19 protein-coding genes are annotated in these 14,170 nt (G+C 64.5%); 14 read left to right on the top strand and 5 right to left on the bottom strand.

Annotation, left to right across the window (positions count from 1 at the left end; translation table 11 throughout):
* Positions 1-66: 66 nt before the first annotated feature.
* From HUX88_RS06700 to HUX88_RS33240, 3 genes are all read left to right on the top strand, one after another.
* Entirely contained in the window at positions 67-366 is a 300-nt protein-coding gene (locus tag HUX88_RS06700) for a high-potential iron-sulfur protein (RefSeq protein WP_117012952.1), read from the top strand.
* 72 nt (positions 367-438) lie between these two features.
* Positions 439-666 carry an addiction module protein gene (locus HUX88_RS06695; RefSeq protein WP_117012953.1) on the top strand — a complete coding sequence of 76 codons (228 nt, stop codon included), beginning with the start codon at positions 439-441 and terminating at the stop codon, positions 664-666.
* Positions 663-962: a type II toxin-antitoxin system RelE/ParE family toxin gene (locus tag HUX88_RS33240; RefSeq protein WP_117012954.1), complete on the top strand. Its 300-nt coding sequence runs from the start codon at positions 663-665 to the stop codon at positions 960-962. Before HUX88_RS06695 ends, HUX88_RS33240 begins: the two co-directional genes overlap by 4 nt.
* Here HUX88_RS33240 and HUX88_RS06685 read toward each other — a convergent pair.
* The 3 genes from HUX88_RS06685 to HUX88_RS06675 form a co-directional block, all read right to left on the bottom strand.
* On the bottom strand, positions 942-1,289 hold the full coding sequence (locus HUX88_RS06685) for a YqjD family protein (RefSeq protein WP_117012955.1): 348 nt from the start codon (positions 1,287-1,289) through the stop codon (positions 942-944). The genes HUX88_RS33240 and HUX88_RS06685 overlap by 21 nt on opposite strands.
* 83 nt (positions 1,290-1,372) lie before the next feature.
* Positions 1,373-2,227: a 4-hydroxybenzoate octaprenyltransferase gene (gene ubiA, locus HUX88_RS06680; protein ID WP_176361241.1), complete on the bottom strand. Its 855-nt coding sequence runs from the start codon at positions 2,225-2,227 to the stop codon at positions 1,373-1,375.
* 69 nt (positions 2,228-2,296) lie between these two features.
* The gene (locus tag HUX88_RS06675; RefSeq protein WP_176361240.1) at positions 2,297-3,232 is read right to left on the bottom strand and encodes a hydrogen peroxide-inducible genes activator; all 936 of its coding nucleotides are present in this window, start codon (positions 3,230-3,232) and stop codon (positions 2,297-2,299) included.
* A gap of 109 nt (positions 3,233-3,341) precedes the next feature.
* On the opposite strand from HUX88_RS06675, the gene HUX88_RS06670 reads away from it, so the two are divergent.
* The 9 genes from HUX88_RS06670 to HUX88_RS06630 are packed head-to-tail and all read left to right on the top strand — an operon-like array spanning position 3,342 to position 10,289.
* Complete coding sequence (locus HUX88_RS06670; protein ID WP_176361239.1) at positions 3,342-4,526, top strand: PilT/PilU family type 4a pilus ATPase; 1,185 nt, start codon at positions 3,342-3,344, stop codon at positions 4,524-4,526.
* Positions 4,527-4,538: 12 nt separating this feature from the next.
* Positions 4,539-5,021: a D-glycero-beta-D-manno-heptose 1-phosphate adenylyltransferase gene (gene rfaE2, locus HUX88_RS06665; RefSeq protein WP_176361238.1), complete on the top strand. Its 483-nt coding sequence runs from the start codon at positions 4,539-4,541 to the stop codon at positions 5,019-5,021.
* 1 nt (position 5,022) lies between these two features.
* Positions 5,023-5,334 carry a hypothetical protein gene (locus tag HUX88_RS06660; RefSeq protein WP_176361237.1) on the top strand — a complete coding sequence of 104 codons (312 nt, stop codon included), beginning with the start codon at positions 5,023-5,025 and terminating at the stop codon, positions 5,332-5,334.
* 46 nt (positions 5,335-5,380) lie between these two features.
* Positions 5,381-5,884 (top strand): hypothetical protein, encoded by a 504-nt coding sequence (locus HUX88_RS06655; protein WP_176361236.1) that lies wholly within the window; start codon positions 5,381-5,383, stop codon positions 5,882-5,884.
* Positions 5,885-5,899: 15 nt separating this feature from the next.
* Entirely contained in the window at positions 5,900-6,985 is a 1,086-nt protein-coding gene (locus HUX88_RS06650; protein WP_176361235.1) for a cytochrome c oxidase subunit II, read from the top strand.
* A 10-nt stretch (positions 6,986-6,995) separates the two neighbouring features.
* Positions 6,996-8,732, top strand: coding sequence for a cytochrome c oxidase subunit I (gene ctaD / locus HUX88_RS06645; protein ID WP_176361234.1), 1,737 nt, complete (start codon positions 6,996-6,998; stop codon positions 8,730-8,732).
* Positions 8,729-9,313, top strand: coding sequence for a cytochrome c oxidase subunit 3 (locus HUX88_RS06640; RefSeq protein ID WP_176361233.1), 585 nt, complete (start codon positions 8,729-8,731; stop codon positions 9,311-9,313). Before ctaD ends, HUX88_RS06640 begins: the two co-directional genes overlap by 4 nt.
* The gene (locus tag HUX88_RS06635) at positions 9,310-9,975 is read left to right on the top strand and encodes a heme-copper oxidase subunit III family protein (protein WP_176361232.1); all 666 of its coding nucleotides are present in this window, start codon (positions 9,310-9,312) and stop codon (positions 9,973-9,975) included. The genes HUX88_RS06640 and HUX88_RS06635 overlap by 4 nt, the downstream gene beginning before the upstream one ends.
* Positions 9,976-9,983: 8 nt before the next feature.
* Positions 9,984-10,289, top strand: a complete 306-nt coding sequence (locus tag HUX88_RS06630) for a cytochrome C oxidase subunit IV family protein (RefSeq protein WP_176361231.1) — start codon at positions 9,984-9,986, stop codon at positions 10,287-10,289.
* 3 nt (positions 10,290-10,292) lie between these two features.
* Here HUX88_RS06630 and trmL read toward each other — a convergent pair whose 3' ends face one another.
* Positions 10,293-10,763: a tRNA (uridine(34)/cytosine(34)/5-carboxymethylaminomethyluridine(34)-2'-O)-methyltransferase TrmL gene (trmL, locus tag HUX88_RS06625; RefSeq protein WP_176361230.1), complete on the bottom strand. Its 471-nt coding sequence runs from the start codon at positions 10,761-10,763 to the stop codon at positions 10,293-10,295.
* 21 nt (positions 10,764-10,784) lie between these two features.
* Positions 10,785-11,510: a ComF family protein gene (locus HUX88_RS06620; protein WP_229219227.1), complete on the bottom strand. Its 726-nt coding sequence runs from the start codon at positions 11,508-11,510 to the stop codon at positions 10,785-10,787.
* Positions 11,511-11,608: 98 nt separating this feature from the next.
* On the opposite strand from HUX88_RS06620, the gene HUX88_RS06615 reads away from it, so the two are divergent.
* Together HUX88_RS06615 and coxB are read left to right on the top strand one after the other, a co-directional pair.
* Positions 11,609-12,535 (top strand): methyltransferase domain-containing protein, encoded by a 927-nt coding sequence (locus HUX88_RS06615; protein ID WP_176361228.1) that lies wholly within the window; start codon positions 11,609-11,611, stop codon positions 12,533-12,535.
* A 398-nt stretch (positions 12,536-12,933) separates the two neighbouring features.
* Complete coding sequence (gene coxB / locus HUX88_RS06610) at positions 12,934-14,163, top strand: cytochrome c oxidase subunit II (protein ID WP_176361227.1); 1,230 nt, start codon at positions 12,934-12,936, stop codon at positions 14,161-14,163.
* Positions 14,164-14,170 lie beyond the last annotated feature (7 nt).

Here is a 14,170-nt window from a genome sequence, read left to right as displayed (position 1 = left end):
GGCCGTAACCGCGTATCATTGCCGGGTTCGTACCATGTGGCGCGACAGCGACGGAAAGGAAAAAAGATGACGAATCGCCGGGTATTTATTTTGAACTCCTGCGCCGGGCTGGCCGCCGCCACGCTGGGCTGCATGGCCTGGGCCGAGGACCGCGTGCCGCTCAAGGAAGACGAGCCGCTGGCCAAGGAGTTCAACTATGTGATTGACGCGGCCAAGGTGGACGGGCACAAATTCCCCGACTTCAAGGCGGGCGACCAATGCAGCAAGTGCCAGATCTACGAGGACGGCCCGAACAACATGGGCGGCTGCGCCATCTTCCCCGGCAAGCTGGTGGCGGCCGGCGGCTGGTGTACCTCGTTCGGCTGACGTAGACGTTTAACCCCGTTCGCGTTCCGGTTGCGCCGTGGTGGTAGACTGGTATCCCTTGGGGAGTACATCATGAATAGCCATTTGCTGCAGCAAGTAAGCGAGCTGACCGTGGAAGATCAGCTTGCCCTGGTCGAGGCCATCTGGGACGGAATCGTCCGTAATGGCGACGCACCTCAGCCAACTGCGGCGCTAAAAGCCGAGCTGGATCAGCTTTTAGCTGAGCATGATGCAAGCCCGAATGATGTGTTAACGTGGGATGAGGTTGAAGCCGCAGCCATTGCACGCATGCGCCAATGACGCTCCCTGTTACGTTCTCTCAGGCGGCGAGCGGGCAAGTCGCCGAGGCAGCAAGGTGGTACGAGCAGAAGCCCCAGGGTTTGGGCACCGAATTTTTGGCTGAGCTTAAGCAACGCGTTTCGCTTGCTGCTCGACATCCGCTTCAATATCCTTGTGTGCACAAGGATGCACGAAGAATTCCATTGAAGCGTTTTCCTTATTTTGTATATTTCCGCTTGGAGCCATCTCGTCTGCTTGTTTTCGCCGTGCTGCATGCACGAAGAGATGCCTCGAAATTACTTGCGGGCGATCAGTAGCCCGACGACGACACCAAGCGCCGCACCCAGCCCCACCGATTTCCACGGATTGTCGCGCACATAGACGTTGGCCGATTCGGCCGCGCCGCGGCTGCGGGCGATCAGGCTGTCCTCCAGCTTGCGCAGGTCGGTCTTGGCGGTGCGCAGCGTGTCGTCGAAACGGGCGCGGTTTTCCGAGGCGGGCGTCGGGTCCTTGGCGGCGTCCTTGAGCCAATCCTCGGCCTCGCCGATGGCGTGCTTCAGTTCGTTCATCAGCCTGTCGCGCGCGGCGGTGCTGGCGGCCTGGTTGTCGGCGACGTCTTTGCCATTCTGTTGAATCTGATCCATGGTGACCTCATCGGATGTCGGTTGGAAGGGGATAGCCATTGTAGGCAGCACCCGCGCCGGCGCTTTGCGCTGCCTCAATCGTGTCACCTCAACGCGTAGTCCAGCGCCACGCCCGCGAACACCGCCGCGCCCAGCCAGTTGTTGTGGCGGAAGGCGTAGAAGCAGGGATCGCGCTCGCGCCCGCGGATCAGCGTGTAGTGGTAGCAGGCGATGCCCGCCGCCACCGCCACGCCGCCGGCGAACCACAGGCCCATGCCCAGCTGCCAGCCGCAGGCCAGCAGCAGGCCCAGATGCACGGCGTAGCACAGCATCACCGCCGCCACGTCGTAGCGGCCGAAGGTGATGGCCGAGGTCTTGATGCCGATCTTGAGGTCGTCGTCGCGGTCGACCATGGCGTATTCGGTGTCGTAGGCCACGGCCCAGAACACGTTGCCGAGCAGGAGCACCCAGGCCACCATCGGCACCGTGTCCTGGATGGCGGCGAACGCCATCGGAATGCCGAAGCCGAAGGCGATGCCCAGGTAGGCTTGCGGAATCGCGAAGAAGCGCTTGAAGTAGGGGTAGGTGCCGGCGATGATGACGGCCGCCACCGACAGCTGCTTGGTCAGCGCGTTCAGCGGCAGGATCAGGCAGAACGACAGCAGCGCCAGCGTGCCGGCGATCGCCAGCGCTTCCTTGCCGCTGATGCGCCCGCTGGTGATGGGCCGCTGCGCCGTGCGCTTGACGAATTTGTCGATGTCCTGGTCGGCGTAGTCGTTCATCGCGCAGCCGGCCGAGCGCATCAACAGCGTGCCGAGTGAGAAGATCAGCACCAGCGTCAGGCTGGGCTTGCCGTTGGACGCCAGCCACAGCGCGCATAGGGTCGGCCACAGCAACAGCAACGTGCCGATGGGTTTGTCCAGCCTGACCAGGCGAAAATACAACTCCAGCTTGTTCATGGATAGTGCCGCTTGAAGGGAAAGATCAGGATTATCGCAAATCCTGGCGCGGCCAGCGCGGTGGCCACATTAATCGCCGGCGCAGAGGGGGGTGACGCCGGGCAGGTTGCAGGCGGCCACCACTTCGCACACGGCGTCGATGGCGGCCTTGCGGGTGAAGCTTTTACGCCACACGATGACCACCCGGCGAGACGGCGCCGGCGCGTCGAACGGGCGGAATTGCAGCATGCCCTCCTTGGTGTCCATGTCCGGTACCGAGGCGCGCGGCAGCACGGTCAGGCCGATGCCGCTGGCCACCATGTGGCGGATGGTCTCCAGCGACGAGCCTTCGAAGGTGCGTTGCATGCCGTTGCCCGGCGCCGAAAAACGCGCCATTTCAGGACACACTTCCAGCACCTGGTCGCGGAAACAGTGTCCGTTACCCAGCAACAGCATGTTTTCAGTCTTCAGGTCGTCGGCAGGGATGGTGCGGCGCTTGGTCCAGGCATGCTGGGACGGCATCGCCACCACGAAGGGCTCGTCGTACAGCGCCTGCATGGCCATGCCGTGCTCGGGCAGCGGCAGCGCCATGATGGCGGCATCCAGCTCGCCCTGGCGCAGCATCTCGATCAGGCGCACGGTGAAGTTTTCCTGCAGGATCAGCGGCATCTGCGGGACTTTGTCTATCATGCCCTTGACCAGCGGCGGCAGCAGGTAGGGGCCGATGGTGTAGATCACGCCCAGGCGCAGAGGGCCTGCCAGCGGGTCCTTGTTCTGCTTGGCGAGTTCCTTGATGGCGGCGGTCTGTTCCAGCACGCGCTCGGCCTGGGCCACGATCTGCGCGCCCAGCGGGGTGACGGAAATCTCGGCGCCGCCCCGTTCGAACAGCACCACGCCCAGCTCGTCTTCCAGTTTCTTGATGGCGACCGAAAGCGTCGGCTGCGCGACGTAACAAGCTTCGGCCGCATGTCCGAAGTGTTTCGCTCTAGCAACGGCGACGATATATTTCAGTTCGGTCAGTGTCATGAATGTATTTGAACACAGGCAATGCTGGGATGCAATAATTAACCCATATTGTAGCGAATGGTGTCGATATAATGCAGCGTATGTTGGTGTCATCCATCGAAAGGCAAGCATGTCCTCCACATTTGGTCCAGAAGAAGCGCAAGCCTATCTGCACAAGCTGCTGAAGGTGATGCACCATACCGGCGGTTCGGATTTGTTCATTTCCGCCGATTTCCCGCCGAGCATGAAGTCGCAGGGCGCGATGAAGCCCCTGAGCCAGCAGAAGCTGACCGGCAGCGTGACCCGCGCGCTGGCGCTGTCGATCATGAACGAGAAGCAGAAGCGCGAGTTCGAGGCCGAGCTGGAGTGCAACTTCGCCATCTCGCTGCCGGAGGTGTGCCGCTTCCGCGTCAACGTCTTCGTGCAGCAGCAGAACGTGGCGATGGTGATCCGCACCATCGCCTCGGAAATCCCGAACTTCGAAAAGCTTGACCTGCCCGAGGTGCTCAAGGAGGTCATCATGACCAAGCGCGGGCTGGTGCTGGTGGTGGGCGGCACCGGCTCCGGCAAGTCGACCACGCTGGCGGCGATGATCGACTACCGCAACGCCAACTCGGCCGGCCACATCATCACGGTGGAGGATCCGGTCGAGTACGTCCACAAGAACAAGGGCTGCCTGATCACGCACCGCGAGGTGGGCGTGGACACGCTGTCGTGGCACAACGCGCTCAAGAACACGCTGCGCCAGGCGCCGGACGTGATCCTGATCGGCGAGATCCGCGACACCGAGACCATGGAGCACGCGATCGCGTTCGCCGAGACCGGCCACCTGTGCCTGGGCACGCTGCACGCGAACAATTCCAACCAGACCATGGACCGCATCATCAACTTCTTCCCGGAGGAGCGGCGCAACCAGCTGTTGATGGATTTGTCGTCCAATCTGCGCGCCATCGTTTCGCAGCGGCTGGTGCGTACCGAGGATGGCAAGGGCCGCAAGGCGGCGATTGAAATCCTGCTCAACACGCCGACCATCGCCGAGATGATCTTCAAGGGGAACTTCCAGGCGATCAAGGAAATCATGCACAAGTCGCGCGAGCTCGGCATGTGTACGTTCGACCAGGCGCTGTACGAACTTTATAATAAGGGCTATATCGCCTACGAAGAGGCGATCCGCAACGCCGACTCGGCCAACGGCCTGCGGCTGCAGATCAAGCTGCGCGGCGACCGCAAGGAACCCGGCGACAACAGTCCGGCCACCGCCGATACGCTCAGCATGCAGATCGACGACGAGCCGGAAGACGAAGAAACCAAATAACCGAAGAACCCCATGCCTCAATTTGAATCCAAGATCTGCACCCGTGAACAACTGGCCGCGCGCGTGGCCGCCCTGCCCAAGCCGGTGGTGCTGACCAACGGCGTGTTCGATATCCTGCACCGCGGCCATGTCACCTACCTGGCGCAGGCGCGCGCGCTGGGCGCCTCGCTGGTGGTGGCCGCCAACACCGACGCCTCCGTCAAGCGGCTGGGCAAGGGCGACGACCGTCCGCTCAACAACTGCGCCGACCGCATGGCGGTGCTGGCCGCGCTGGAATCGGTGAGCCTGGTGGTGGACTTCGACGAGGACACCGCGCTGGAGGTGGTGCAACAGGCGCGGCCGGAAATCTACGCCAAGGGCGGCGACTACCAGATGGACGCCATCCCCGAAGGCCAGGCCGTGCTGGCCTACGGCGGCCAGGCCATTGCCATCGATTTCGAGCACGACCGCTCGACCACCAAGTTGCTGACCAAGGTGCGCGCCCAGCGTCCGTGATATGCGTCTCCTGATCGCCGCCTTCGCGGCGCTGGTGTTCCTTGGCGTGCTGTGGGGGCCCGCGTTCGCGGTCGCGCTGCGCTACTGGCGGCGCGGCGACGCGCGCGCCTTCCGCCAACTGCGCTTCCTGTATCCGGCCCAGCTGATCGCCACGGTCTCGCTGGCCTTCGCGGCCGATTTGCTCGGCCTGCGCAATCCGGCCGCGCTGGCCGTCGCCAGCACGGTCTGCGTCAGCGCGGCCGGCGCGGCGGGGCTGGCTTTGCTGTTGGGTTTCTCCTTCCGTTCCAATCGCGCGCGGGCTGACAGGGCCTGAAAAAACTCCTAGACTGATTGCCGCATTGGCGTCTACGGAGGACATCATGGAACTGCATCTGCAATCGCATCACTGGCAAGCCCGCCGGCCGGACTGGGCCGCCGCAGCGGTCGCGGGCTTCGGCGCGGGCGGCGTGCTGATGCTGCTGGAGCTCAGCTGGTCGTCGCTGACCGGCGCCACCGATCCCTGGCTGGCCACGCACCTGATCGCCGCGCTGGTGATGAGCTGGGACGTGCTGCAAACCAGCGGCTACAGCCTGGGCGTCACGGTGGCCGCGCTGCTGGTCCACTACGTGCTGGGCGTGGTGTTCGGCATCATGCTGGCCGCCATCATGGCGCCGTTCCGGCTCGATTCCAGCACGCCGATGGCGCTGGCGGCCGGCGCGGCGTTCGGCCTGCTGCTGTATGTGCTGAACTTTTACGGCATGGCCGGGGTCTATACATGGTTCGTGGCGCTGCGGGGCTGGCCGACAGCCATCGCTCATGTGATCTTCGGCATGGCCGCAGCCTTCATTTACCTCAAGCTGGAAAGGCCGGACAGGCCCCGATAGCTCTCGGAAGGCACCATGGCGTTGGCTTTGATACTGATCCTGATCGTGGTTGGCGCCCTGGAATTTCATTACCTGAGTCCATGGTGGCTCACGCCCATCGCCTCCAACTGGCAGCAGATGGACGATGCCTTGCTGCTGACCTTCGCCATCACCGGCGTGGCCTTCGTCGTCATCAACCTGTTCGTGGCGTACGCGGTGGTCACCTTCAAGCACCAGGACGGCGTGCGCGCGGCGCCCACGCACACCAGCGCGCGGCTGGAATGGTGGCTGGTCGGCGCGACCACGGTGGGCATCGTCGCGCTCCTGGCGCCGGGGCTGGCCGTGTACGCCAAGCTGATCGATCCGCCGCCCGATGCGACGGTGTTCGAAGTGCTGGGCCAGCAATGGCAATGGCACTACCGCCTGCCGGGCAAGGACGGCAAGCTGGGCGGCACCGATGTGCGCTTCATCAGCAACACCAATCCCTACGGCCTCGATCCCGCCGACCCCGGCGGCCAGGACGACGTGCTGGTAGAAGGGCAGGAGGTGCACATTCCCCTTGGCCGGCCGGTGCGCGTGCTGCTGCGCGCGCAGGACGTGCTGCACGATTTCTACGTGCCGGAATTCCGCACGCGGATGAACATGGTGCCGGGCATGGTGACCTCGTTCTGGTTCACGCCGTCGCGGCTCGGGCGGTTCGAGGTGATGTGCGCGCAGTTGTGCGGCATCGGCCACTTCAACATGCGCAGCCATGTGGTGGTCGACGACGAGCCGGCGTACCGGAGCTGGCTGGCGGCGCAGCCGACCTTTGCCGGGCTGGCGGCCACCGCCGGCGATGAACCCGGCAAGCAGGGACGCCTGCTGGCGCAGGCGCGCGGCTGCGTGGCCTGCCACAGCGTCGACGGCAGCGCCGGCGTCGGGCCGAGCTGGAAGGGCTTGTTCGGCAAGAGCGAGACGATGAACGACGGCGCCACCGTGCGCGTGGACGACGCCTATCTGCGCGAGTCCATCGTCACGCCCTCGGAGCGCATCGTCAGGGGCTACCAGCCCATCATGCCGGCGCAGCAGCTGAGCGCGGCCGAGGTGGCGCAGCTGGTCGACTATATCAAGACCATCAAATAGGGAGGCCGGCATGGGCTACGGCGGCGAGCATCCTCACAGTTTCTGGACCCGCTACGTGTGGAGCCAGGACCACAAAGTGATCGCGATCCAGTACACCATCACGGCGCTGGCGATCGGGCTGGTGGGCATGGTGCTGTCGGACCTGATGCGCCTGCAGCTGGGCTTTCCCGGCCGCTTCGCCTTCATCGACGCCGGCCGCTACTACCAGTTCATGACCATGCACGGCATGATCATGATCGTCTACCTGCTGACGGCGCTGTTCCTGGGCGGCTTCGGCAACTACCTGATCCCGCTGATGCTGGGCGCGCGCGACATGGTGTTTCCCTTCCTGAACATGCTCAGCTACTGGTTCTACCTGCTGGCGGTGCTGATCCTGGCGGCCAGCTTCTTCGTCCCCGGCGGGCCGACCGGCGGCGGCTGGACGCTGTATCCGCCGCAGGCCATCCTGCCCGGCACGCCGGGCACGGAGTGGGGCATCGTCGTGATGCTGGTGTCGCTGCTGGTGTTCATCGCGGCCGCCACGATGGGCGGGCTGAACTACGTCACCACCGTGCTGCAGGCGCGCACCGAGGGCATGACCTTGATGTGCATGCCGTTGACGGTGTGGGGCATCTTCACCGCGACCATCCTGGCGCTGTTCGCGTTCCCGGCGCTGTTTGTCAGCGGCGTGATGATGTTGTTCGACAAGGCGCTGGGCACCAGCTTCTTCGTGCCGGCGGTGGTGTCGATGGGGCAGCACCTGCCGCACCAGGGCGGCAGCCCGCTGCTGTTCCAGCACCTGTTCTGGTTCTTCGGCCATCCCGAGGTGTACATCGTGGCGCTGCCGGCGTTCGGCATCATCTCCGACCTGATCAGCGTGCACGCGCGCAAGCGGATCTTCGGCTACAAGATGATGGTGTGGGCCATCGTCGTGATCGGCGCGTTGAGCTTCGTGGTCTGGGCGCACCACATGTACGTGAGCGGCATGCATCCGTACTTCGGCTTTTTCTTCGCCACCACCACGCTGGTGATCGCCGTGCCGACCGCGCTCAAGGTCTACAACTGGACGCTGACCTTGTGGCGCGGCGACATACACCTGACCGTGCCGATGCTGTTCGCCGTCGGCTTCATCAGCACCTTCCTGATCGGCGGGCTGACCGGGCTGTTCCTGGGGAACGTCAGCGTCGACATTTCGCTGTCGAACACCTATTTCGTGGTGGCGCACTTCCACATGGTGATGGGCGTGTCGCCGGTGCTGGCGGTGTTTGGCGGCCTGTATCACTGGTTCCCCAAGGTGACAGGGCGCATGTACGACGTGATGCTGGGGCGGGTGCATTTCTGGATCACTTTTGTCGGCACCTACCTGATCTTCTTCCCGATGCACTATCTGGGTTTGCTCGGCATGCCGAGGCGCTACTACGCCTACGACCATTACGCCTTCATCCCCGATTCGGCGCAGGCGCTGAACGCGTTCATCACCATCGTCGCGCTGGTGGTGGGCGCGACGCAACTGATGTTCGTGCTGAACCTGTGGTGGAGTGCGGTGCGTGGGCGCGAGGCGGGCGGCAACCCGTGGCGCGCGGCCAGCCTGGAGTGGCACACGCCGCAGACGCCGCCGGTGCACGGCAACTGGGGCGAGCGCACGCCGGTGGTGTATCGCGGCGCCTACGAGTACGGCCTGCAGGAAGGCGACAGCGACTATCTGCCGCAAGACCAGCCACCTGACCAGGTCCGCCCGGCCGAGCCGGCACGCGGAGAGGCGCCATGAATCCCGGCCTCCACCTCGTGGGCGATCATGCCGACACGCTGCGGCGGCGCACCGGCCTGTGGGTGTTCATGGGCGTGGTCGGCATGCTGTTCTTCCTGTTCGGCAGCGCCTACGTGATACGCATGTCGGCGTCCGACTGGCGCCCGCTGCCTTTCGTTCCGGCGCAGCTTTGGCTGAGCACCGGGCTGCTGGTCGCCGCCAGCGGGGCCTGGCAGCGCGCCGCGCGGGTCCGTGGGGCGAGGGCGGTGCGTGCGGCCTGTGTCGTGGCCTGCGCCTTTTCGCTGGCCTTCCTGGCGTCGCAGCTGTGGGCCTGGCGGGCCATGGACGTCGCCAGGCTCACGCTGGACGCCAATCCCGCCAACAGCTTCTTTTACCTGATCACCGGCCTGCACGGCCTGCACGTTGTCGGAGGGCTGGCGGCCGCCGGCTGGGCATACCGCGACCTCGGGCGCGACGGCGTGACCGTGCAGTTGTGCGCGCGCTACTGGCATTTCTTGCTGGCCTTGTGGCTGGCCATGTTCGGCCTGCTGTTCGGCGTGACGCCGGCGCTGGTCGACCAGATCTGTGGAGGCGGACCATGAACAAACCTGAAGCGACGGCCGGCTGGCAGGGCATGGTGGCGGACTGGTCGGGCGACCGCGCCGCCTTCCGCGTCCCGTGGGGCAAGGCGATGATGTGGATCTTCCTGCTCAGCGACACCTTCATCTTCGGCAGCTTCCTGACCGGCTACATGTCGGTGCGCGTCGCCACCACGGCCGTCTGGCCCAACCCCAGCGAAGTGTTCGCGCTGACCATCGGCGGCGCCAGGCTGCCGCTGATCCTGATCGCCATCATGACCTTCGTCCTGATCACCAGCAGCGGCACGATGGCGATGGCGGTCAACTACGCCTACCGGCGCGAGCGCGCCCGTTGCGCCGCGCTGATGCTGCTGACCGCCGCGCTGGGCGCGACCTTCGTGTGCATGCAGGCCTTCGAGTGGAGCAAGCTGATCGCGGAAGGCGTGCGGCCATGGACCAATCCCGACGGCGCGGCGCAGTTCGGCGCCTGCTTCTTCATGATCACCGGCTTCCACGGCCTGCACGTGACGGCCGGCGTGATCTACCTGGGCATTGTCGCGCGGCGCGTGCTGCGCGGGCACTACGAGCACGGCGGCAACTACGACATCGTCGAGATCGCCGGCCTGTACTGGCACTTCGTCGACCTCGTGTGGGTGTTCATCTTCGCCCTGTTTTATCTCTGGTAGGAGCCGCCATGCAAGCCGCCACCCATCTGATCGGCCTGTACCTGAAGGTCTGGCTGCTGCTGTTCGTGCTCAGCACGTTCTCCTACCTGGTGGACTTCTTCCACGTCGAGGGGTATCTGCGCTGGATGTTGATCCTGCTGCTGATGGTGGCCAAGGCCGGGCTGATCGTGGCCGTGTTCATGCACCTGCGCTGGGAGCGGGCGGCGCTGATCTACGTGGTGCTGGCGCCGCCGGCGTGCCTGCTGGTGCTGGCCTGGCTGATGTGGCTGGAATCGGACCACACCTTCTTCACCCGCCTGCTGTATTTCCGCTAAAAATTATGCGCCGCCAGCGTAGCCGTTTTGGCGCCACGCTTCGAACACCACCACCGCCACCGTGTTCGACAGGTTCAGGCTGCGGTTGTTGGGACGCATCGGCAAACGGATGCGCTGGGCCGGCGGGAACGTTTCGCGGAAGGCTGGATCGAGGCCGCGCGTCTCCGAGCCGAACACGAACACGTCGCCCGGCTTGAAGGCGGCGTCGGCGAACGGCGAGGAGCCGTGCGTGGTCATGGCGAACATGCGGGACGGATCCGGCTGCACTTCGGCCAGGAAGGCTTGCCAGTCCGGGTGGACTTTCATCTTCGCGTATTCGTGATAGTCCAGGCCGGCGCGCTTGAGCTTGGAGTCTTCCAGCGGGAAGCCCAGCGGCTCGATCAGGTGCAGCTGCGCGCCGGTGTTGGCGCACAGCCGGATCACGTTGCCGGTGTTCGGTGGAATTTCAGGTTGGACTAGTACGACGTGAAACAAAACAATTCTCCTCTATCAAATTCAATGCGGCGGCGTGCGCGCGAACACCAGGTTGCTCACCTGCGCCGCGCCGTGGCGCTTCAGTGTTGCCGCCAGTTCGTTCAGGGTGGCGCCGCTGGTCATCACGTCGTCGACCACGCCGATGTGGCGCCCCTGCACCAGCGCCATGTCCGGGATCGCGAACGCGCCGGCGATGTTGTGCCGCCGCCGCTCCGGCGTGACGCTGCTTTGCGCCGCCGTCTCCTGCACCCGGCAGGCCAGCCGAGGATGCAACGCCACGCCCAGGCTGCGCGCCAATGGCCGCGCGATCTCCAGGGCCTGATTGTAGCCGCGTTCGGCCAGCCGGCGCGGCCCCAGCGGCACCGGACAGAGCAGGGCGGGCAAGGTGAAGCCGGGCTGCTGCAGGACGGCGTCGCGCAGCAGGCGGGCGAACAATGTCGCCAATGCGAGGCGGTGGCCGAATTTCAATTGCAGCACCAACTGGTCCAGCGGCATGGCGTAGTCGGCCGCGACCAGCGTGACGTCGAAGGCTGGCGGCTCGGCGCGGCAAGCGCCGCACAGCTGGCCCCGCGCCGAGTCCGGCAAGGGATTGGCGCAGCGCGGACAGCGCACGGCGGCAACGCCGAAGAACTGCGCGGCGCAGTCCTGGCACAGCAATTCGTCGCCCCCGGCCGCGCACAACGCGCACGAGGCCGGCAACACGCCGCGCAACAAGGCCGCGCCGCCGCGATGGAGCAGGGCGCGCATTGTGCCGATTGTCGGGGTAGCCAGCATCGACGCTCCAGGACGCGTTTGCGTTCAACCATGTACACTGCCGACATTATCGCACTACACCGAACGACATCATGGAAGTCCCTGCAAAACCCCCTAAACTGAGCGCCCCGATCGACCAGGTGCGCGTGCGCGCGCTGTTCTGCCGCCCCGAGCGCGTCGCGCCGTCCGATTTCCTGCGCCGCGAAATCGCCTCGCGCATGTTCGACCGCCTGGAGCTGATCAAGCTCGCGCCCCAGCGCGTGCTGGACGCCGGCTGCGGCGCCGGTGCCGATCTCGCACTATTGCAAAAATCCTATCCCGCCGCCCACATCGTCGGCATCGACGCGGCCGAGGCCATGGCGCGCGCCGCCCAGGGTCCCGCCGCCAAGTCATCGTCGCTGAACCAGCTGCTGAGCAAGCTGCTGCCGGCCAAGACCGGCATCGACACGCTGTGCGGCGATTTCGCCGAACTGCCGCTGGGCCCGCATTCGGTGGACCTGGTCTGGTCCAACCTGGCGCTGCACTGGCATCCGCAGCCGGACCGCGTGTTCGCCGAGTGGCGCCGCGTGCTGCGCGTGAACAGCCTGCTGATGTTCTCCTGCTTCGGTCCGGACACCTTCCGCGAGCTGCGCGCCGCCTTCGCCGAGGCCGACCTGGCCCCGCACGCGCTGCCCTTCGTCGACATGCACGATTTCGGCGACCAGCTGGTGGAGGCGGGCTTTTCGACGCCGGTGCTGGACATGGAGGTCATCACCGTCACCTACGACACGCCGCAGGCGCTGCTGGCCGACGTGCGCGCGCTGGGCGGCAACCCGCTGGGCACGCTGCGGCGCGGCCTGATGGGCAAGCTGGCGTGGCGCCGCATGCTCGACACGCTGGAGAAAAACCGCCGCGCGGACGGCAAGCTGGGCCTGACTTTCGAGGTGATTTACGGCCACGCCTTCCGTCCGGCGCCCAAAACGACCTCCAAGGGCGAGGCCATCATCCGTTTCGATTTACCACGAAAGCCGCGCCAGTAGCGGGTTTGCGGGCGCACTGTGGCGCCCCGGGCTACGCCATAGTTGTGATTTGGATTATTTCTTGATGTGGATCGTTTTTGTTATATATAATCATTCACTAATTTTGCCAGCAGATCACGCCGCCAGCTATAAATCAGCAAACGGAGCGACAGGCAGGCAAGGACGAGCACGAACGAGCAGTTGAATTAAGCAGAATCAGGCTTTCGCGTTGTCCCTGGGCAGTATCTGGGGATGAAGCGGCAAGCCTCAAGGTCCCGCCGGGGTCGCGTCGCGAAGAATTTTTCGGACGAGGCTGGCATGGGGCCTGAAGTTGTTTAAGGAGCGCGGCGCCGGTTCAGTTCACCGAAATCCGGAGTCGTTAAAAAAATATTTTAATTTCTTGGGTGGTTGGGGAAAACATGAAACATGCGAAGCGACTTCAATCGTTGATGCTCGGGCTGTCGGTAACGGCGGCAAGTATCCCAGCGTGGGCGGCTGACAAGGCGGCATCCGCGGCAGGTACCTACACTGCGGCGACCGGCGGCACCGGCGGCCCCGTCGCCGGCGAGCTCAATCTGCAACCTCCGGCGACCCAGATCGCATCCGAAATCTACAGCCTGCACACCTGGATGATGCTGGTCTGCCTGGTCATCTTCGTCGGCGTGTTCGGCGTGATGTTCTACTCCATCTTCAAGCACCGCAAGTCGCTGGGCCACAAGCCGGCCACCTTCCACGAATCCACCGCGGTTGAAATCGCCTGGACCGTCGTGCCCTTCCTGATCGTCATCGGCATGGCGCTGCCCGCCACCCGCACCGTGGTCGGCATGAAGGACACCTCCAACGCCGACATCACCATCAAGGTCACCGGCATGCAGTGGAAGTGGGGCTACGACTACCTGAAGGGCGACGGCGAGGGCATTTCCTTCCTGTCCAACCTGTCGACCCCGCGCGCGCAAGTGGGCTCGCCCGGCTTCGAGCCGACCGAGAAACGCGGCGACAACTACCTGATGGAAGTCGACAATGAAGTCGTCGTTCCTGTCAATAAAAAAATCCGTCTGGTCACCACCGCCAACGACGTGATCCACTCGTGGTCGATCCCGGCCTTCGGCGTCAAGCAGGACGCGATTCCCGGCTTCGTGCGCGACACCTGGTTCAAGGCCGAGCACACCGGCACCTATCGCGGCTACTGCTCCGAACTGTGCGGCAAGGAACACGCCTTCATGCCGATCGTGGTGCGCGTGGTCAATGACGACGAGTACAAGACCTGGGTCGACGGCAAGAAAAAAGAAATGGCCGCGCTGGCCGACGATCCGACCAAGAGCTGGACCATCGACGAGCTGAAAACCAAGGGCGAGAAAGTCTACTCGACCAACTGCGTGGCCTGCCACCAGGCCAACGGCAAGGGCGTGCCAGGCGCGTTCGCACCGCTGGACGGTTCGGAAGTGGTCAATGGTCCCAAGGCGGAACAGATCAACGTTCTGCTGCATGGCAAGAAGACCGGCAAGTACGGCGCTTCGGAAATGCCGTCGTGGAAGCAACTGTCGGATACGGATATTGCGGCTGTCATCACCTACACCCGTAACAGCTGGTCGAACAAGGCCGCCGAAAACATCGTTCAACCAGCCGAAGTTGTGGCTGCACGTAAGTAATCAGGAG

Source organism: Duganella sp. BJB1802 (assembly GCF_013369445.1).
Classification (GTDB): domain Bacteria; phylum Pseudomonadota; class Gammaproteobacteria; order Burkholderiales; family Burkholderiaceae_D; genus Rugamonas; species Rugamonas vulcania_A.
This window is presented reverse-complemented; position numbering and strand designations above follow the sequence as displayed.